The sequence below is a fragment of the Anaerobiospirillum sp. NML120448 genome, from assembly GCF_023050945.1.
Lineage (GTDB): Bacteria > Pseudomonadota > Gammaproteobacteria > Enterobacterales > Succinivibrionaceae > Anaerobiospirillum.
In genome coordinates this window covers 1-21,989 of the sequence record NZ_JALKIM010000028.1, presented here as the reverse complement: position 1 = coordinate 21,989, position 21,989 = coordinate 1, and the positions used below count along the sequence as shown (strand labels likewise).

General features: G+C 37.9%; 7 protein-coding genes. 4 read left to right on the top strand and 3 right to left on the bottom strand.

Features of this window, described 5'->3' with window-relative positions; all coding sequences use genetic code 11:
• The first annotated feature begins 6,421 nt into the window (after nucleotides 1–6,421).
• Nucleotides 6,422–6,847 (top strand): cyclophilin-like fold protein, encoded by a 426-nt coding sequence (locus MXE38_RS06445; protein WP_246913320.1) that lies wholly within the window; start codon nucleotides 6,422–6,424, stop codon nucleotides 6,845–6,847.
• Nucleotides 6,848–7,011: 164 nt separating this feature from the next.
• Here the strand turns inward: MXE38_RS06445 and MXE38_RS06440 are convergent, their stop codons facing one another.
• The 3 genes from MXE38_RS06440 to MXE38_RS06430 form a co-directional block, all read right to left on the bottom strand.
• Complete coding sequence (locus tag MXE38_RS06440; protein ID WP_246913319.1) at nucleotides 7,012–8,238, bottom strand: AAA family ATPase; 1,227 nt, start codon at nucleotides 8,236–8,238, stop codon at nucleotides 7,012–7,014.
• Nucleotides 8,239–9,686: 1,448 nt separating this feature from the next.
• Complete coding sequence (locus MXE38_RS06435; RefSeq protein ID WP_246913318.1) at nucleotides 9,687–13,769, bottom strand: S6 family peptidase; 4,083 nt, start codon at nucleotides 13,767–13,769, stop codon at nucleotides 9,687–9,689.
• 646 nt (nucleotides 13,770–14,415) lie between these two features.
• The gene (locus MXE38_RS06430) at nucleotides 14,416–18,576 is read right to left on the bottom strand and encodes a S6 family peptidase (RefSeq protein ID WP_246913316.1); all 4,161 of its coding nucleotides are present in this window, start codon (nucleotides 18,574–18,576) and stop codon (nucleotides 14,416–14,418) included.
• Nucleotides 18,577–19,406: 830 nt separating this feature from the next.
• Between MXE38_RS06430 and MXE38_RS06425 the strand changes: the two genes are divergently transcribed.
• The 3 genes from MXE38_RS06425 (at nucleotide 19,407) to MXE38_RS06415 (ending at nucleotide 21,913) form a co-directional block, all read left to right on the top strand.
• Nucleotides 19,407–20,066: an SMI1/KNR4 family protein gene (locus MXE38_RS06425; RefSeq protein WP_246913314.1), complete on the top strand. Its 660-nt coding sequence runs from the start codon at nucleotides 19,407–19,409 to the stop codon at nucleotides 20,064–20,066.
• A gap of 415 nt (nucleotides 20,067–20,481) precedes the next feature.
• Nucleotides 20,482–21,264 (top strand): DUF4253 domain-containing protein, encoded by a 783-nt coding sequence (locus tag MXE38_RS06420; RefSeq protein ID WP_246913312.1) that lies wholly within the window; start codon nucleotides 20,482–20,484, stop codon nucleotides 21,262–21,264.
• A 412-nt stretch (nucleotides 21,265–21,676) separates the two neighbouring features.
• The gene (locus MXE38_RS06415; protein ID WP_246913310.1) at nucleotides 21,677–21,913 is read left to right on the top strand and encodes a hypothetical protein; all 237 of its coding nucleotides are present in this window, start codon (nucleotides 21,677–21,679) and stop codon (nucleotides 21,911–21,913) included.
• The last annotated feature ends 76 nt before the right edge of the window (nucleotides 21,914–21,989 follow it).

Genomic DNA, 21,989 nt, shown 5'->3' with positions numbered 1-21,989 from the left:
ACTATACCGTAGTCCCAATAGTCCAATAGCCCAAGAGCAAGCTAACTAGTTGCTTAGAGGTTGGTGATTACAAAAAGCGATAGTACGTCTGGCACTCCTATAAGAAGTGATTCAGGCCATTCGTATAGTTCTTTTATGGAGTTTTGAAACAGCTTTGAACTAGAAGTAATCACTCAAGCTAAAGAGCAAGCCCATACTCTAGTAGCCAAAGAGCTATCGAAAATTACCTCAGCTTTAGACGCTATCACTGTTCAAAATGCGTCCTTGCAAGAAAAGTTAGCTAAAGCCCTTATTTTACTTAACCAAAACGGCGTGAAATTCGATGCTAAGGACTTTGAAATAATTAGCATAAATGGTGCTGTAAGAGATAGAGGGAATGATTTTTCACAGCCTAATAGTTGCGCTGCTGATAGAGCGATTAAACTCCAGTCTATAGACCTTAGTAAGTTGTTTACTACTTCAATAGAGGACTGCATTAGTTCTAATAATCTCGCCATTAGTATTAGCTCTTTAAGCAAGAATGTTGCAGAACTTAATATGCTCATAGCAAGCCTAGCCCAAACCTCAGCAAGCAAGTTATCAAGGCTACAAAAGATTAGCAACCTGCAATGCTCCACTAGTTCAAGTCTTAGCGTAGTAAGAGTAAGACAGACATACTTATGCTCTAGTCGGACTATATTCCTCTGAATCACTTTAGAGCTCATTGTCTAAGGTAGAGTTGCCAATGGTTGTAGGTTTTAAGAAGCAATCTAATATTAGCCTTAGCCTTGGCGTAACTTTATGCTCATACTTGCAAGTATAAGCATTAGACCATATTCAACTACATACGAACAAAGCTGGGCGGGCGATAAGCATTCTTAAATGCAAGTCTGCACTGCTCAACAAGTTCAAGGCTTAGCTTATTCAGAACAAGACAAACATACTTATGCTCTAATCGTACTTACCATTCCAAAGGAGCGTTCACTTATATGCATTGTTAAAATTGAAGAAATGGTATGACCCAAGTCTAAAGCATAGGGAAAAGCAGCTCTTAAGCATAAGGTGACGCTTGGCAATTGCCTTATGCCTCAAAAGCACGCTTACTAATTCAAAATAAATACACTCAAAGAAGCATCTGTTTTAGTTAACAAGCATCCTTAAGCATTCACTCGCTTACAATCGCTTAAGTGCACTGTTTCTAGCTAAGAAAGAGTAGCGGTTGAAAAGCAAAGGCTGTAGTGGCGTTGAATAATAATAAAAGGGAGCTTTGTTAACCTAATTGTTAATCAGATGGAAATCCTACGTAATTAAACACACGAAACGACGACTTCTATAAAGAAGGTATCTTCACTAGTGCTTAGCCAACAGGTACATATTAGGCTAGTACTGCTCATGGCAAATACACTAAAAAGCGAATGCTCTTACTCTTACTTTTATGTGCACTCCTTCTATAGGAGAAAAGAAATGGTCATGTGTGAAAAGCAAATGAGTAAGCAGCTATTAAGCATCTTAGCGCTTTTTGGCTATTAGAGCTTTGGCTGTAGCTTCATAGGTGAGTTTACTTTTTGCGAAATAAATGAATATACACAGATAAGAAGCTATCTTAGGTAGGAGTGTTTTGGACACTGCATCAGCTAATGAAGTAATGGTTCTTGCTGCATATAAGAAACATACAGGGAGGTGCTTTATTCTAAAGGCAACTCTAAAGGCAACCTTTAGGGCGTATAAAAGTAGCGACTAAGCTTGGAGAGACTAGTCAAATGCTGCTAAGAAGGATAATAACGTGCCTTATTAATCAACTCAGGAAAAGGAAATGGTTGCACTAATAAAGTCTAGTAAAGCAAAGGCATGAGCCGCTGTCAGGTACTATAGGATTCAGCGAAGGCTACCAGATAATGCTACTCGCTCCATATAAAGAAATAAACTCCAATAAGATGCGGTATTGTTTAGCAATCTTAAGCTAATTGCGGCACTTTACACTTAATCAGCTTACTTTAGCTTTCCTACCTAAAGGTAGTCTTTTATGTGCAAACAGCTAACACCTAATGGCAGTAAGAAATAAACTCCAATAAGAAGCTTGGTTGGCTAGGCGTACTTATGCAATTGAAAAACTCAGTTAAAGGAAATGGCCGTTTAGGTAAAATCAAGACCATATAAGCCCTTATCACCAGAATGACTTTAAGGGAAAGCATTGTTAATCAGCCTACGGATGCATGCATCCTAAATGAGCTACTTACAGCTATCAGCTAATACCAGCTAAGATGAAAAATGGCTATCTGAGAAAGCCATGGCCAAGGCAAGCGCTGCTCTTAGGAATAAAGGAGAACCTTATTAGTCAGATTGAAAGCTCGCACGTTCCTATGCAGTCAATAAAGTCCGATAAGAAGTCTGCTTGATTAATAATACTAAGTCTTTTCAATCAAAAACTGTGAATACAGCATCCTTGTGCTTAACCTGGCAAACAAACCTCTATAGAGACGATTTAAGAGCACAAGATCCCGATTAGGTACCCCAAACTTCTAAATCTGGAGCTTATTTAATATTTAAGCTATTTGCATAAGAGAGAGAATAGGGGCGGGCGATTAGGATTATAAGAGACTTTCACTTAATCTATCTGTTCAGGCATTAACCTACTTAGAATAAGGGCATACGTACATACTTATAGGCCCATAATTCTCTTTTGCTCTCATTGGTTTATAGTGTAGCCAGTCGTTGTAGGTCTAACTTATGTCTGTCCTAAGAAGCAATCCTAAAACTATGTGCCTTCAATTGAAAGAAAGGCAATCCTATTATTCAATAGAAATCCAATAAGAATTTATCTTCGTAAAATGCCCAGTCAACAGAAGCCCACAGAAGCTAATAAAGCTGGTAGTTCTTGAGGCAAATCATAATGGAGCTTTATCCTAAATATATTTAACGGACAGCGTTGTTAGTCAGCCTACAGATGCATGCATCCCAAATGCGCTACTTACAGCTAACAGCTAATACCAGCTAAGATTAGAAATGGTCTAACTGATAAAGCCAAAGCCAAGGCTAGTGCTGCTATTAGGTATACAGAAGAACCTTATTATTCAGGCTGAAAGTTAGCTCAGTCTGAGGTAGTTAATAAATTCCAATAAGAAGTCTGCTTACTTAATAATACTTAGTCCATTCAGTCAAAAACTGTGAATACAGCTTCCATATGATTAACATCGCCAATAAACCTCTATAGCGTCGATTTAAGAGCATAAGATGCCACTAAGGTATCGCAATATATCTCAAAGCAAACAATGCTTTTAAATGAGTCGTATTGGGCCTTATTTAATGTTTAAGACATTACACACGTGAAAGATAAGCTGGGCGGGCGATAGAATAGTGTAGGCAACAAGAATAGCTAATGTTAAGAGAACTCAGTGTTAATCCATGAATAAGAGCACTCATTAGTTAGCTAGAAATGAAATCCATGAATCAGAAATATTGTTTAGCATAGGTTTGTCAATTACAACACGATAATAGACTCAAAAAGCCTGTTGGTACAATATCAATAAATGGTTGCATCTAATGGCTATTAATGGCTATCTTATAAGCTGATAAAACAAACAATAAAGGTAATGGGGCTATGTGAAAAGCTAAGACTATAGTCTCTCATAAGTAAGCTTAATAATGAACTCTTCAATAAGAAGGTGGTTTTGTTAGAAATGCTTTGACAACTGAAACAACTCAGGAGAATAGAGCTTATTGTTAATATACCTGAAATACCACTCATTCCCTAGAGGTAAACATGCACCTAAAGGTAATCTTATAAGCCAAGAAAGATAATAGCTCCTGCAAGTAAATCTTAGAGAAAGTGGCTTATAAGATTCATAGGGAAGCTGGTTAATGATTTCAAAACTAAACTCAAGCGATGGCAATAAATAAATAAAAACCTATAAGAAACTGGCGTTAGAGGTGCTTAGTCAGCAGGGGCAGCGGGATTAGTTCATGGTAAAAGAGCTCTTTGTTAATCTACCTAAAATGGCACTCATTCCCTAGAGGTAAACATGCACCTAAAGGTAATCTTATAAGCCAAGAATGATAATAGCTCCTGCAAGTAAAGCTTAGAGAAAGCGACTCATAAGATTACTGGGGATGTTGGTTAATGATTTCAAAACTAAACTCAGGCGATGGCAATAAATAAATAAAGACCTATAAGAAGCTGGCGTTAGAGGTGCTTAGTCAGCATAGTCAGCTGGAATAGTTCATGACAAGAGAGCTCTTTGTTAATCTACCTAAAATGGCACTCCTTCATTATTAAGTAATAAAGCTAGTTAAGAGGGCATATTGTTTAGGAAAAGTTAGTCAATTGCTGTTGTAGTACGTAAGGCACAAAAATCTTTTTGTTAATCTGAAAAAGGGTATTTGCTTATAAGGACTATCCTCTAAGTATATAAAACTCTTGAGAAAGGCAATGGCTCTATAAGTGAATCTGATAATAGAGAAGCTCATAAGCTTAATAGGGAAACATGTTTAGTATCGCTAGAGTTCACTTAGTCAAAGGCAACAAAGACAACTCTATAAGAAGTTGATGGCATTATAGCTGCTTAGGCGGCTGGAACAGCGCAAGGTATAAGAACTCACTTTTAATTTGCATAAAATGGTATGCAGTCTTTAGCAATGAATTAAATCCATTAAGAGGGTGCATTGTTTAGTAAAAGTTGGTCAATTGCAACACGATAAACTAGAAAAGCTAGTTGGTACCCTCTAAATAAGGACTTGCATCTAAAAGTAAGCTTCTACGCTGAAAATACACACAAGAAAGTTAAGTGCTCTACGTAAAAAGCTAAGACAAGAGTCTCTAATATGCTAAGTGGGGAAGCTGGTTAATGATTTCAACACTAAGCTCAGATAATAGCAACCAACACAGCCCTATAAAAAGCTGAAGGTGTTAGAGGTGCTTAGGATACTGGAATAGTTCATGGTAATAGAGCTCTTTGTTAACCTACATAAAATGGCACTCATTCCTTAAAGGTAAACCCTCACTGCACCTAAAGGTAATCTTATAAGCCAAGAAAGATAATAGCTCCTGCAAGGAAAGCTTAGAGAAAAGCTGCTCATAAGATTAATAGGGAAGCTGGTTTATGATTTCAAAACTCAGCTCAGGCGATGGCAATAAATACATCCTTATAAGAAGCAACTTTAGATAGAGGTGGGTAGGCAAATGGAATGGGTCAATGTAAGAGAACCCATGGTTAATCTACCTAAAAGGGAATTTACTCATTGAAAGCTGCTGATGATAAAGGCAATAGATCTGCTTTGCAAGCATAGACAATAGTCGTTCATAAGCTTAATAGGTAAACTTGGTATTTACCTTTATATGGCGCTTAGTCAACAGCAATGAGTAGGGCTCTATAAGAAGCTGGTTGTGTAAGAGGGGCTTTGGCAACTGGAACAGTGCAGGGTGAGAGAACTAAGAGTTAATCTATCTACAATTGAAATCATTCACTAGTAAGTAATATGGCTCCTTAATAAGGAACATTTTTTAGGAAAAGATAATCAATAGCTGAGGTAGCATGTTAGGCACAAAAAGCTCATTGTTAATTAGCAAAAGTAGATTATCTCTAGAAGGTAATCCTCAAAGATGAAAAAACTTCTGACAAAGGTAATGGCTCTACAAGTAAAGATGAGTATAGATTAGGTTTTAAGCTTAATAGAGAAACTTGCTAATCTCCTCAAAACTGAGCTTAGTCAACGGCAATGGGTACAGCCTATAAGAAGCTTACTTATGTTTGAGGTGCGACGGCAACTAGAACAAGTCATGGTAAGAGAGTAGCTTGTTAAGCCACCTAAAATGGCACTTATGCTTTAGCAAGAAATTTAGTCCAAGATTAAGTAGGTCTCATGGATGAGACAAGAAAAGTGCGCACTTATTATTTAGAAGTAGGCTTTGTTAATGATACCTAGTCAAAAGTGGCATAGCGTAATAGAAAGGTTCATTGTTAATCATCCTATTGGTACCTTTTCTTAAAGGTATTCGTTTGTGGTGATAAAGGAAATAGCTATGACTTTAAGGCAAAGGCAAAGGCTGAGGTTGAGGATGGGGCTAAGGCTAAAGCTAATGTAAGTGCCGCAACGTAAAGACTATTTGGTATTTAAGCCTTGAGTAAGGTTTTAAGAAAGTAAGGCGAGATTTGATAGGAATAAGCAATTATTTTGGACTTTTAATCATTTTCATAAGCTAATCATAGCTCTATTATTTTAGACATCAACCACGTAATTGTTCGCCTAGATTTGTAAAAACATTAGCCCATTCAACGAGAGGTAAATCATATATGCGTTTTTCAACCAAGTTATCTTAGAAAGACCGTTGGGACTGAACACATCTACCTCATCATAAATTTAATCACCTCGTTGCAACACTATACATGGTTAAACAATTTAGGCAGCTTAAGACGTTGTTCCTTAAGTTAGTTTGAAGAGCATTAAGATGGTAAGAAAATCGAAACTGTTTATTATGGCTGCGCTTGCATCATTATCATTAACATCAGGAGAAGCTATGGCACATAAGTTAAACTTTGCTTTTGCAAATTGTAATTATCAAGTAGAGATAGATGAAAATAGCAATAATGCTAAATTAATAGCTGCGCTTCCTCTAACCCTTACTTTTGAGGACTATGGTTCTCATGAGCGAATTGCATATCTTGAAGATAAGCTTGATATACCAGCTAGCGTCTCATGTAATCCTGTTAGGGGAGACTTTACTTATTACGTTCCTTGGGGAAACATTGCTGTGTTTACTAAGGACTTTAGAACATCGCAAAGTTTATATCGATTTGGAAAGCTTAGCGAGGAGCTGCTAGACGCAATAGCTAACAGTGGACAAGAAACAGTCACCATCAGTGTGATTGAATAATTAATTCTTACAGAGTTTCATTCTCTTAAGGCTAACACCATTAAGATACTGATAGAGGCTATTGGGGCGGGCGCTTTTAACATAAAACAAAAGTGCGCCATTGAAGGAAACGCACTTTTGTATCTTATGAACCAAAAATGGTTGAGTCAAATGATATAGGGCAACTAGTGAATTTTCTCTAGCAAGTTCTCCATTGTTACCCTATGCAAAGAGCAATTATGATAGCTTCTGACAAAGATACCATTGCGATCAAAGTGCTTACAAACAGCATCATGGTAGCCACACTGATAAGCTCTCATGCCATTACCAAGTTCAACAAAATCAATGTAATTAGTTTGCTCTTTGGCAGCAAAGCTGCTGGATAAGCGCCAATAGCATATTGAAATATTGCTTCTGTTGAGGCAATGCATTTTATAGCGCTCCATATAGAAGAGATTCTCGAACAGAGCATGCTGTTCTTGCTCGTTACGCTCTTCAATAGGGCTAAAATCATCAATAAGGTAATTACGAATTGCTATATCCGTAAAATAAACCTTAACCCCATCACTAAGCTCACCTTTAACAGAAAGATGAATAGATTTGCAAAGTTTTACAGCTAAACAGCGGTCAAGGACAGCAATGTACTCCTCAATCAAGGTTCTGCCCAACCCCATGGTTTGAGCTAACTCATTTAAATCAAGCTGTTTACCTAGCTTTTGGGCGAGAATTAACAAAAGCTCATTGAACTTGCCAATACTTAGCTGTGGAGCTAATAAGTGGATATCATGGAGTAGTAAGTCAATCTTGTCCTTTACTTCAAGTCGGATTTGCTCGCTAAAGTCAGGAGAGTTGTTTTCGTAGTTTTCAACTACCTGAGGGGTTAGGCCTTTCACTAAGCATTGATCAACAATCTGCTTATAGCTCTCTGGAGGGCAATCTGCAAGCAATTCATTGAGAGTAAACGGCCATAGGTTAACCTCTCTGAAAAGCAGGTCATGTTCATCAATATCAAGCATGCGCTCAATGTTAAAGGCTAAAAGGTTGTTCTCATCATGATTGAGCTTTAAATCGATGGCGCTGGTTACAACGATGGTGCGTTTTTCTTTAAAACTATTATTGGCTTGAGCCAAGACCTTTAGTAAATGCCTAATTTTAGGAACCTTATGGGCATTCTTAATAAAAAGGGAGGTCTTATCTTGCAAAAACTCAACAGCTGATTTTTCTGAAATAGTTAGCAAATACATAATATCGCTGCTGTCATCACCATCTAAGGAGACACAGGAACTTTGTTCTTGTAAGATTTGCTTAACTAAAGAGCTTTTGCCACAGTAATGAGGGCCATAAATGGCCAATAATTGTCTTGGATTATGCTCATTTATGACTGGGAGCAAAGTCCTTTGAATGATTGCCATACAATACAATCTCCTTACGAGTGCTAAATGACGAGCCTAAAAATAGTAAGCCATTGCGCACATGTGAGAGCAAAATAAGCAATAGCCACGAGGGTGCTATACCTTGGGCCGCATACTACAAAGATAGCAAAGAGATATGAATATAAAAAGCATTTAATCTGTTAAGTGCCACGAAGCTCAAACAATAAAAGATTAATACTACATATTTAACATATTTGACAGATAGTACAGTGATGTACTATTTTTTAATTTTAAGAGATTGTTTATAAAACTACAAGGAATTTGTCTTTTGCACAAAAGCGCCTTTAAAGGTCTAAACACGAACAGAGTAGGGAAATGGATAAGCCAATCTATAGGAAACCCAGAAACAAGAAATACTTCTGGCATTTTAGGATTTTGAATAGAGAAGATTAAGCTTAATACGCAAACTGCTGAGGCAACTAAAGCGGTTTGGGTTAAATAGATCGGTTCGATAAGTGCTTAAAAGGTGCTTTCTCTTCTTACAGGTATTTAGTGTTGTTGATATATTCATATAAGCATTTAACGTGTCCATGCCATGAAATGTAGCCATCCAGAGTTTTTATGAAACTGATGATTGACTAAGATAGGGACAAAAGCATCTAACCTAACCTAACCTGGACTTAAGCTATAGGTCTAGGGAAATTACAGGCAATAATGTTCTTTTCAAAGTTTATGGAATAGTCGATCGCTAAGATTATGTGATCTTAGTGATAATGGTTAATTGCATTAAGTCATAAGCTCGGTAAGTGGATACATTTGCCAGGATTGTTCAGTTTTTGCAGAGACTTCTTATTCCTTAGATCACTGCTGGTTTTAATGAAAGATCTTTCAATAGTACTAAGCGGACGGTGGCATTGTTTCTATCTTGAGCGACTACATAGTCAAACAAAGCAGCAAACTTAATGATGTGGACTGCAATAGGGGAGAGGCCTCTTATCTATGATGGGGTAGTGTTATAGTCGTTTTATGCAATTTAACCTCAGAACCATAGACAAAAGCCATTGATTAAGATCTATAATAGGCCAATCGCTTTTGCTCAGGTCTGGCTTTAGGCCAAAGCAACAGCCACGAATGATACTAGTGAATTTCAGTTTAGGAATAGTTAGGTGAAACCAATAGCTGCATTCAATAATCCATGGTTAACCATGTTTGCAGGCTACTCAACTGCTTCTTTTTCTATCTTTATGAAAAATTTCGATATATAACATATTATTTGCAATAAGCGTGATATTTATCAGATTTATCACTTAATATGTTAAATTTCAAAAATTTAAGAAAGTTTGTACTAAATACCATCGAGCAATACCTTATTTGTTTAGGTAGTAGGGTGTAAGGTGTTGTAAATTGGGTGTTCACTTATTCCAATAAAGCAATTAAAAAAGGCCTAAAACATTGTTTAGGCCTTTATTATGAGTTTAATTTACTGCTTAAAAGAGCCAGCGTACTCGAGCGTTGGCATTCACTCCTACAGCACCACCAGTACTAGCTGACATTCCAGCGCCCACATCTACAGTTACATCATGTTTCAAGCGCTTGCTTATCATAAGGTTGCCTGAGAAAGTCACATCATCTCGATCTTCTAAAGCATATGAAATATAGCCCGCTGCATTTCTTAAGTTTAAGCCAACTTTATCAGCAGAGCTTAGCACATTGCGCTTAGCTGTAAATTGGAATAGGTAGCTCATATCATCTTTTGTACCCTCAAACTCTATGCCCATGCCCAGATCTAAGGATGCATCATTTATGGCATCACGTTTTAAGTAGTCTGATTCACTACTTGAGGTATGGGTAAAACCAATATCCATTAAGATCATTGGTCTAATGCTAATAGGGCCTTTGCGGAAGTGGTACTTAAAGTAATTGGAGCTCATTAATAACCAGCTGTCCTCGTCAAACTTTTGCTCTCCAAGAAAGATTTCTGGAGTAAAACTGCGATCATTATTGAGGTAACCAGCAGTCAGATAGCTTTGGAGTTCCAGACCTTCTTTTTGTTCAAAAGATAGGTAGCCAGTAAGTGAATACATCATGGCTTCGTCTTTAGCATCATCTTCATTGCGATGAAGCTTAGTCATGCTAAATGCACCACCTAAAACTAAGCGACTATTATCAATGCGCCATATATTGTCATAGCCTACAGAGGTAGAGACAACATTTTCTTTCATATTGCCATCTTGCTCATAACCTACAGCAACATCAGCGTATAAGCTCTGGTGTAAGAACTTTTCAAACTGTTTCTTACCTGTGTCTTTATCGTATGTTAAGGAAGCTACAGGCTGATAGGCATTGATGCTTGTGCGTGCAGAACGACGTAAAACGGCTAATCTAGAGTCAAGAATATTATGGATAGGACGTAAAAAGCTTTCCTTTTTGATAGTTCGGGCAGCTTGGTCAAACATCTTGTTTGTACGGAAAATGATGTTGTTTAATGCCTCTACGCCTGCTTGAGTATCTGACATTGATAAGGCATCTTCGATAGCAACCTCTTGGAAGGTTAAGCCACCTTTACTATTGTGTTGCAAAATAGAAACTAAGAGGTCTTTTGCATTAGGTATTTTATTTTGATCTAAAAAAGCATTGCCCACAGGAGTATTTAGGAGTTCATCAACTGGGTTATTATTCTCCCCCCCCCCTAGTCCTGGGCCATTTTCTGGCTTTGATCCAAAAGAAAATAGGATGGTGTTATCCTTAATTTCTGTGGTTACATCAACGGCGTTACCTTGTAAGCTTATGATGATTTCTTTGTTCTTGCGTTGGTCATCTAAAGTTAGAGCCTTAACAAGTGTATGCTGGCTATTAAAGCGGATGTTCTTTAAGGATAAATAGTCATTAGAAAGTGAAGCTGATACTTCTGCATCACTCTCTAAGGTCAAAGTTTTACCAACATTAAGACCAATCCATTCTCCATTGTTTAATCCTGCCTCATTAGGATTAAGGTCGCTCATAGCGAGCTTATCACTAATAGTGATGTTGGCATCAGCTACTTGTTGACCAGCTGACTCTAAAGTTTGGAGATGAATCTTGCCATTGCCTTCTGAAATTAAATTGCCATCCTTTAGCTTCCATGTATCAGTGTAGATATTGCCATCTTGATAAGCTTTAAGGTGGCCATTTACTACTTCACCAGGTAGTTGTAAAGATGCAGCTTTTACCTCAACATTTTCAACAGAAACAGTTGAGTCAGAGCTCTTAGTAATGCTAACAGGCTGATTGGTGTTCTGTACAACGATATTACCAAGCTCTAAAGATGACTTGCCATTAACTTTGATACCTTTATCTAAAATACGGGTCACGCTGCTCTTATCTACAGCTGTAAACTTAGAGTTGTCATTAAGCTCAAAGCTGGCAGCCATTACAGGAATATGACTGGTAAATGTTGATTGAGAAGCTTTAATATCACCTTCAAAATAGATAGTGTCATTTAGATTAGACTTGCCTTCATTTAACTTCTGTTGGAAGTCAAAACCAGTAACATTATCACCTGCATTATCATCTCGGTAGATAATGGTATCACCACCAAAAGTAACGGTAGAGTTCTTAGCATCAATGTTGGTGTAAAGTGAGCTTTCACGACCTAAGCCAAAGACTGCTTTATCTAAAGCCAAACGAGATAATCTATAAGTACGATGTTTCCAATCAGGTTGGTCAAAAGAGTTCTTTTGGTTTTGTGATTTATAAATTGAGTTGTTCTTATTGTTTGCGCCTAACTCTTTGTTATAAAAATCTGCTACATAATCTCTTCTACAAGGGAATACAGGCGGGTTGCCACATTTTGATTGACCAAAAGTAGCATGAGTTACAGGCAGACCTTGCATGGTCAGCTTGGCATTTTCTACAGCAACATCACCTAAAATCTCCATGCCGCCATCAAAGATAAGATGACGTTCTTTATGCTTGGTGTCGTTACTAACTTCATCGGTAAACTTATGGTTGACATTAACATTGCCTTTAAATTGTCCATGATAGGCATAGGCCCATTTAGGTAAAGCAAAATTAATATTAGCTGTTTGAGCTGCTGTGTTGGTAATAATAGCACCATCATCAGATGCTCCAATACGCTGAAAGGTCTGTGAGTAGCCATTAAGGTCTAAGGTGCCACCATAACGAGCAAAGTAAATGCCCGTCATTTTCTCACCTTTGTTAAGTGCATCGGCATGCTCAAGCTTAACAGTGGCTTTACCATTAGCCATATAAATATTTTCGAAGGTCTTTTCAGCTCGTAGCAATACTGTACCATTGCCGACTTTAAGCTTATTGCCTTGAGCAATTTTTACGTCTAAAGTTCCTTCACCAATCTTATGCAGATCATCACTGCCATCACCTTTGATATTCCAGTAAACGGTAGTGTCTTTACCAATGTCAACACCAGCACCTTTATAGGAGTAAGTATTTCCATTGACTGTGTATGAAGTACCAGAGTCAAAGATAAGACCTCCAATGCCTAAGTGAAGATTTCTGCTAAGATTAATTTCACCACCGCCAGTAAAGGATAGATCTTTTCTGTCGGCATATTTGGTTGCTAATCCTCCATCAATGGTGTACTGATAGGTATCTTGGGGATCAAAAGTTAAGCTTCCTTTATTTAAGGCAATTTTGTGAGTAAACCTATCTTTTAGTGTATTTACAGCATTTTGATCCCAAGTAGCGTATTGGAAGAAAAAACCGCTAACGCTGCCAGAGGCACTGCCGTTTAAGGCACCAGCAAGCACCCATTCTTCATTCTGATTATCCCAAACTAACAGTCCTGAGCCACTATCACCTGTAGTTAGTTCATTGACAAAAGAAGTGAAATTCTTAAAGCCAATAAGGTTAGACTTATAGCCTCTTAAGTAGGTAAAAAGAGAGCCTCCTAACAGCTCAGGCTTATAAGAAACATCAATATAATTGATACGACCATCATTGTACGTTACGTTTAGCACGCCAGAGCCAGCACGATAGGCAACTACTTGCTTTCTGCCATCATAAATAACTCCATAACGATCAATAAACTGTTGCTCGGTTAGACTTGTGTCTATACCATGAGGCACGCCAGTAGTTTCAACAACAAATTTATTTAGGCGAACAACGGAAAAGTCTTTACCAGACTCGACATGATCCTCAGGCTTTGAGTCGAGAGTTTGATAAGTAGTTTTACCAAAAGAAGGCTTGGCAACTGAGTCGTGCCATGGGCCATACTTCTTATTGTGGGTAGCTGTAATCATATAAGCTCCACCAATAGAGGTAGCAGAGCCTAAATTTGTTACCACACTAAAGTCAGGGAATGGCACATTAGGAAGAGGGAGTACAGAGCCATCTTTACGAACTAACTCAAGACCAGTAGCACCACGCTCAAATATGCCTTTGTTTTGGCCATAGTCAAGATAGTCTTTAATCCAGTGATTAGTGACATTCATATGCAGAGCATATGCATTATCAATATATGCAACAGCTAAGCTTGGTAATACTAGTAGCCAAGGCTTAATAGAGAAAGCTCTATGTGAAGCTTCAATCTTTCGTTGTTTATTATTAGCCACTTTTTTGCCTAATAAGATTAAGACACAGCAGAGACAATTTCGTTAGTGAACTACAAGCATACCCAAAGAACAAGTTTGTTATAGTCTCAGCCCATAAAAAAATACATGTGAGGGAGTTCTTGATAAAATTAATAAAGCAAATTATTACCAAGTAAGCTTCTTATGAGCAAATTGTCTTGCGAGTCTGTAAAGTTGGTAACCAGAGAACATAAAAAAACAGCAACCAAGAAAATAAATTTCAACATTATGCAATGGTCAGTTAAAAGTGCATAGGCTTGGTAGCTGTTCCTTATGTAGTGCAATTTGCACCTTATTATGGCATTTTAACCAATACGTATGAATAGGTTAAGGTGTTGCGCTCAAAATATTAGAAAAATTCTTATTTTACTGATAAAAACTTCTAAGATGCTTGCATATTTATCCCTAATAAACTAATAGCAGATTGTAATGATGCATTTAGCTATCTAATTAAGATAAAGGCCTTCAAGTACTTTAAAGAAACTATTCGCTGAAAGGTACATTACCGCACATAAGCCTTTATGCGGCAGGGTAATTAGGGTGGGTAGATTTTCTTCGTTTGGTCAAGACTAAAAAGGCCTAAGCGGTAAGCTTAAGCCTTTTTTGATTTGTGAGTTTTAGCTATTACTTAGAATGACCTGCGTAAGCGGGCATTAGCATTCACACCTAAAGCACCTTTATCGGTAGCTGATACACCAGTACCTAAGTCCATAGTAATACCATGCGTAAAGTGCTTGGTAATCATCATATTACCTGCAAATCTAATATCATCTCGCTTGCCTAGACCATAAGAGATATAGCCGTCAGCATTTTTAAGATTAATACCAATCTCATCAGCGCTGCTCCAAACATTTCTGGTAGCAGTTACTTGGAATAGGTAGCCAATACTATCTTGAGAGCCCTCAACCTCTAAGCCTAAGCCCAAATCCAGGGTAATATCGGTTAAGGAGTCACGCTTTAAATAATCTGACTCACTGCTAGAGGTTCTAGTCCAACCTAAATCTGCAATAATCATAGGTTTGATACTGAACTGGCCCTCGCGGAAGTGGTACTTAAAGTAATTACTGCTCATAAGCAACCAGCTATCTTCATCAAACTTTTGCTCACCAATGGAAATCTCAGGCATAAAGGTGCGCTCATTGGTCATATAGCCAGCAGTTAAGTAACTTTGGAGCTCAAAGCCTTCTTTTTGCTCTAATGATAAATAGCCAGTAAGAGAATGCATAATGGCATCGTCTTTAGCACCATTGTCATCACGGTCAAGCTTAGTAACGCTAAATGTACCGCCTAATACCATGCGTTTATTATCAATGCGTAATACTCGGTCATAACCTAAGTTAGAGCTTATTACATGTTCTTTAAGTCCGTCGTCTTTCTCGTAGCCAACACCCACATCAACATAGAGACTTTGATTTAAAAAAGACTCTTTTTGGCTTTTTGAGAAAATAGGGGAATGAACTACAGAGGCAACAGGTTGATAGTAGTTAACCTGACGACGTATAGAACGACGTAAAGCTGCTAAACGTGCATCAACTACATTTTTGATTGGCTTAACCATGGTCTCATTACGAATTACCTTGGCAGTTTTGTCGTACATTGACTCTGTACGAATCACAATGTTGTTTAATGCCTGTACACCTGCCTCAATATTATCCATAGAAAGAGCATCTTTGATAGCTACTTCCTGATAAGCTAAACCTCCTTGATAGTTATGGTCTAAAACGGAAATAAGAATATCCTTACCATTAGGATGTAGTCCGCTTGTTAAGAATGCCTGACCTACTGGGGTATTAAGAGCATCTGGTAATGGTTTAGAGCCCGAACCAGAGCCTGCACCAGGGCCATTATCTGGGTTAGGCTTTGATTGATCGTCAGGGTTAGGATGTGGGGTGTCAGTAGTAAAAGAGAATAGAATAGTATTATCCTTAATCTGACTAATTACATTTACATCATTACCTTGTAAATCAAAGATAATATCTTTGTTTTTACGATAATCATTCAAGGTTAAAGCCTTAACCAGAGTATGATCCTTATTAAACTCAAGGTTTCTAAGAGACATATAATCGTTAGAAATCTGAGCTTTTACCTCAGCATTTTGCTGCAAGGTTAAGGTATTAACACTAAGACCAATCCACTCAGATGAGCCATTATGATTGCTCCTAGGGTTAATATCGCCCATATAAAGATGTTCACTAATGGAAATATTAGCATCGGCAACTTGCTGACCATAAGTCTCTAAATTAGCAATATTAATAATACCATTATCAGTAGTAGCTAAATTACTATTGTTAAGCACCCATTTATCAACAGTGATAGAGCCATCTTTATAAGCGATAAGCTTGCCATTGACTACATCACCAGGCAGCTGAATAGCAGCACCACGAGCTTCAACATTCTCAACAGAAACGACTGAGTCATCTGACTTAGTAATAGTAATAGGCTGGTTGGTGTCTTGAACAACGATGTTGCCAAGCACTAAGGTAGACTTATCTTCAACCTTAATACCCTTATCAAGAATACGAGTTATGCTATTCTTGTCAGTACTCTCAAACTTAGAACCATCTTTAAGGTCAAAGCTAGCAGCCATTACAGGAATACTGCTGGTAATATTAGACTTTTCAGCGTCAATATGGCCTTCATAATAGATGGTGCCATTTTGATCTGACTTACCCTCTTTAAGATCTTGTCTAAAGTCAAAACCAGTAACGTTGTCGCCAGCGTAGCCGTCACGATAGATAGTGGTGTTACCGCCGAAAGTTATAGAAGAATTTTTGGCATTAATGTCAGTGTAAAGATGAGTATTACGACCAACAGCCACCTCAGAGTTTTCTACATTGAGGTTCTTAAACTTATAGGTACGAGTCTCCCAATCTGGCTGGTCAAAAGAGTTTTTCTCATTAACGGACTTATAATGAGTGCCATATTTATTGTTTACCGCATTTTCTTTATTTTTAATATCAGCAACATAGTCTCTATAACATGGGAAAACAGGTGGGTTGCCACATTTGGCCTCGCCGAAAGTAGAGTGGCCAACAGGTAGACCCTGCATAGTCATCTTGGAGTTTTTAACTGACACCTCACCAGAAATCGACATACCACCATCTAAAATAAGATGGCGATCCTTATGCTTTGTAGCACTATCAGCCTCAGAGTCATACTTGTGGTTAACATTTAAATTGCCAGTAAATTGACCGTGGTAGGCGTACTTCCAAGGCACAGCAAAGTTCACATCTGCTATTTTATTATTACTATTAGTAATAATTGCGCCCTCATCGGAGGCACCAATACGTTTAAAAGTTTGAGAGTATCCATTGAGATCTAAAGTACCACCATAACGAGCAAAGTAGATGCCCGTCATCTTCTCATCTTTATTAAGCGCATCAGCGTGCTCTAGCTTAATGGTTGCTTTACCATTAGCCATATAGATGTTTTCAAAGGTTTTAGCATCTCTTAAGATAACTGTGCCATTACCAACTTTGAGCTTATTGCCTTGAGCAACCTTAACATCTAAGGTGCCTTCACCAATCTTATGAAGGTCGTCATTAGCAACACCTTTGATATTCCAATTAACGGTAGTGCCCTTACCAATATCAACGCCCGCTCCCTTAAAGGAGTATTTATCTTTAATTACATGGTTATCTTTATCAGTAAAAGTATAGTCGCCATTTACAGTATAAGTCTTGTTCTCATCAAAAATCAGGCCGCCAACACCTAAATTTAGGTTTTGGTTCAAAGTGATAGTACCGCCACCAGTAAATGACAGGTCTTTACGGTCTGCAAATTGCTCACTAGGGCCTTGATTGATTTGGTATTGATTTTTGTTTGTACCGTCAAAGGTTAAAGAACCTCTATCAAGGGCAATCTTATGGGTAAAGCGATCTTTTAAAGTATCAACAGCCTTTTGGTTCCATGTGGCATATTGGAAAAATGTACCTGAGCTTGAGCCCCATGCAATACCATTTAGAGCTCCAGCTATAACCCATTCTTTATTCTGATTATCCCAAACTAAAATACCTGATCCACTGTCACCTGTAGTTGTTTCATTGACAAAAGAAGTTAATTGCTTAAAACTAATTAAATTGGTTTTGTAGTTGAAATAATAGGTAAAAAGTGAACCACTCAATAACTCAGGTTTATATGAAATATCTTTATAGTTAATTCTACCATCGCCCCATGATACGTTTAGTACACCAGAGCCTGCACGGTAAGCAACAACCTGCTTTTTTCCGTTATACTCAACGCCATAGCGGTCAATAAACTCTTTTTCAGTTAGAGTTGTATCAATACCTCTTGGCACACCTGTGGTTTCAACCACGAATTTGTTTAAACGTACAACAGAAAAGTCTTGTCCTGCATGAACATAGTCATTTGGACTTGAGTCTAATGTTTGATAAGTGGTTTTTCCAAACGCAGGAGTGCCTACAGATGCATGCCAAGGACCATACTTTTTATTATGAGTAGCAGTTACCATATAAGCTCCTCCAATAGAGGTAGCTGAGCCCTGATTGGTAACTACACTAAAATCAGGAAATGGAACATTAGGTAAGACTAACTCTGTTCCATCCTTACGCATTAAAACTAAGTTAGTTGCTCCACGTTTAAACATGCCTTTATTCTGTGCAAAGTCAAGATAGTCTTTGATCCAGTGATTGGAAGTGTTCATATGATTGGCATGAGCATCATGAATAGGAAAGAGAACTAGAGATGGTAAAACCAAAAGCCATGGCTTTACCATTAAAGGGAGTGAGATTAAGGAAGCTCGTCTTTCTGTTCTAGTCTTGGAAATCATAAAAAAGCCTTAGGATGCCCTAACTCTTAAGGTGGGGTTCCCTTAAGATCATTGTTCAACAACTAATAAAGATTATTTGATTAACTCATTCAATCTGATGCCACACGCAGATTGATAGTGAATTACGCACCAATCTTAACTAAAGATCAATATCATGGTGGATCGTACAATTTTAAGACATGCAGCTTGCTAATTGCAATGCGGTATTTGAGCAAAATCACAAACTAGATAAAAATCTTTTGCAATTTCTCAAAAAGTATTATCAACCAACTTCAATATTAAGATTTTCTTATTAACTAAATACACAAAATAGGGCCATCTGTATTTACAAAGATATCAACCTTCATATTGCATACCGCCAAACACAAACACAAACACAAGCACAACTATGCTAATAAGTCTCTCTAGACAACCCCATATTGCACAGCATTCTCCAAACAGCAGCTTACAGGCTATAAAGTCATAATCAATGGGGCTGATATAGCAGCATAACTTAATGGCAAGCTCTTATGTTTTATCTTGAAACTAAAAATGGTTGCAACCCCAAAAGGTAAAAAGGTAATCATTCCTTAGCCAAGCACATAGTTAACTCTCGGAGCCATTAATTAGTGCTGGATAAAAGTACCTAAATTACCTTAAGATTGTCCACAGTGCCCATGTGCTTGTATGTGTCTTTTTGTTTGCAAACTATATAAACAAAGTAGAAGCGCAACCCCAAGGCATAAACTTATTGAGTTGAATCAGAACTTAAGTATTAATGGTTTGACACTAACTTAACTATAAAGTAGTGTGGTAAGCATGAAACTATCTGGTATAAGAAGGAACATACAATGCCCATTAAAAAATCTGTGAATGCCAATTTTGATTACCGAAAGGCCTTAGAAAAACTTTATCAAACCCTTGCTGAAACCTTTGACGATGATTTCACTTATAGAAGTGGCGATCCTAAAGACAAGCCTATGAACGAAGTTAAAGACGGCAAAGAGCTTTGGAAGTTTATCCCTTGTACTTATGATAGTGAATTTCTTGCCAAAATCGAGAAAGTTAACAAAATTAAGCTACCTCCACCTTATAAGCAATACTTACTTTCTTGCCATCATAGTATGGGACATTTCCTTGGCTTCAACAGCATTTCAGATCCTGCTAATTTAAGGAATTGTTCAAGGTATCGCTTATTGGTGCAATTAGGCTACATTCCTTTAGGCACCGACCCTTACGAAAGAAACATCTTTTGTTTAAAGCGCAGAAAGACATCTGCCACTGGTGAATATTCAGTGTATGTGATTGAATCAAAGTATTATTACATGGCTCTTGAGATGGGAGATGCCATGGAGTATGGCAAAGATGCCTTCTATGAGTACAATTACGGCGATTGGGAAGAAAGCCCAGAGGAAATTTTACGCTCTGGCCTTATGAAAATAGCCTCATCCCTTAGCGAGTTCATTACTTATCTAAGCGATAAGGAAAACCTAGAGGACTATATCATTTAACGAGTAGCAAGTATCAGGTATCAAGAATACCAATAATCAATGGCTTTCACTACTCTAAAAGTAATGCCGCTTAAACACTTATGAGCTCAACCAGCTTATGCTTAAGCTGATAATTAAACCACTAACATGATACCTGAATGTCTCAGGCAGCCAATCAGCCTGTCAGTGAAAGTTTGAGCTTACATTTATGATATAAGCACCAAAAAGCCCAGAGTAGTGGGGGCTTTAAAACAACATTATAGGTGCACTCCGCTGCTACCTATACAAACAAAATCTGCTTTACACAGTGATTCTATGCTCTTAAGTGCTACGCAATGTAGTTCGTAGCAGTGCAGCGCAGTGCTCTGCTACGCTCAGCTGTGCTGTTTACATTGCAGCACCATAGTTCATTAGCCAAATAAGATAGGGGAATGTCATGAATACTCAACATACTATAAGCCCATTAGCCCAAGCTTTTATTGACTATTTAGACTGTCCTTGTGAGTATTTTGCTCCAATGAAAGAGGATGGCCCTATAATCAAAGCTTATGAAAACGCCTGTAGTGATGCTAAAGCTAAAGGCTATGTTCCTATGTTGGTAGTAGTGGATGAAACCTTATGGGAATGCTTGATACTTAATTCAGACCCTGATAATGACGGCTCTGATAATTATGGTTTTGATAAAGAAAAGGTCTTAGCTTATCGCTCCGCTATGCTCAAAGAAAACCTTCCTGACCCAAAAGAGTTGCTTGCAGACCTGATTTCCTCTCGTATGGAGGATGCAGCAGAAGATGAGGTTGAGTGGGATGAGGAGGTAATTGGCAAGGTAGCTGATGGCTATGAAGCTGATACCTTTTCATCGTTAATGTACTATAGTGGAAAGGAAACAAGGGAAGTAATACTTGCGAAAATACCAGTAAAGCACCCTTATGAAGTATTTGCTTATTTGCCTTTTGGCAACTGGAATGAGTGCCCAGACACTAAAGTTTTAATGGCTCTTTGCAAGTACTGGTTTGAAAAGTATGGAGCAACCCCAGCCGCTCTAAGTCATGACGAACTGGAGTTTACATTAGAACAACCGCTAAATGCAGAAGATGCCGTTAAAACAGCAGTAGAGCTATATGGCTTCTGCCCAGATTGCGACCAAAACTTTGATTGCATAGGCCAATTGGCTGATACCCTAAGCAAGTCAACATTTTGGTACCTCTGGTGGGATTAGGCTGAGTATCCTTTTTACCATCAGGCAAACCACAAACCTATATCTAATGCCCATCCTTAAAGGCAAAGCTATAAGACAGCACAGCTATGCTATGAGCTGAACACACCATATCGACTAAACTCAAAATGGATGCTGTATAATGAAAGTTTCATCTCATTTTTGGAACAACTAAATTGCGGCACAAAGCTACTAAATCCAATGGTTTATGCCGAGTGAGTTAGTGCTAATTAACAGTTTAATGCATCTTGTTTTTTCAATAATTAGGTGAACATTCCAATAATATGCACATTAAGGTGCCGCTTAAAGCAACCAAGGAGATTGGATAATGTCCTCAAAAAATTCGGGTAGCATGCCCCCTCTAGCCAAAGCTTTTACAAAGTTCCTCAACTGTGAATGTACATACTTTCCACCGATGTCTAGCAGCCAGCCAATTATGGATGCTTTAAACGAAGCTCTCGTTGAGGGCAAAAAGAAGATGTATGTACCTGTCTTGCTAAGAGTAGATGATCATCTTTGGAGTGGCGTTCTGCAAAATGTTTTCCCTAACTCATTTTTGAAATATGAGGATAACTACAACTTTCCTTTAGAGCCAATTGAAGGATCAATTGAAAATCTTGTGGGATTAGTTGACAAAAATCGTGCCAATTAGTAAAAATTATTTTTTTCTAAAAAATATTGACATTATGAAATATATATGGCGACAGAACTTGATTGTGTATGATTTG

What these genes read in the sequence shown, in the direction of transcription:
- MXE38_RS06445 (WP_246913320.1), top strand. Translation starts at nt 6,422, where the DNA reads ATGGTAAGAAAATCGAAACTGTTTATTATGGCTGCGCTTGCATCATTA.
- MXE38_RS06440 (WP_246913319.1), bottom strand. Translation starts at nt 8,238, where the DNA reads ATGGCAATCATTCAAAGGACTTTGCTCCCAGTCATAAATGAGCATAAT.
- MXE38_RS06430 (WP_246913316.1), bottom strand. Translation starts at nt 18,576, where the DNA reads ATGATTTCCAAGACTAGAACAGAAAGACGAGCTTCCTTAATCTCACTC.
- MXE38_RS06425 (WP_246913314.1), top strand. Translation starts at nt 19,407, where the DNA reads ATGCCCATTAAAAAATCTGTGAATGCCAATTTTGATTACCGAAAGGCC.
- MXE38_RS06420 (WP_246913312.1), top strand. Translation starts at nt 20,482, where the DNA reads ATGAATACTCAACATACTATAAGCCCATTAGCCCAAGCTTTTATTGAC.
- MXE38_RS06415 (WP_246913310.1), top strand. Translation starts at nt 21,677, where the DNA reads ATGTCTAGCAGCCAGCCAATTATGGATGCTTTAAACGAAGCTCTCGTT.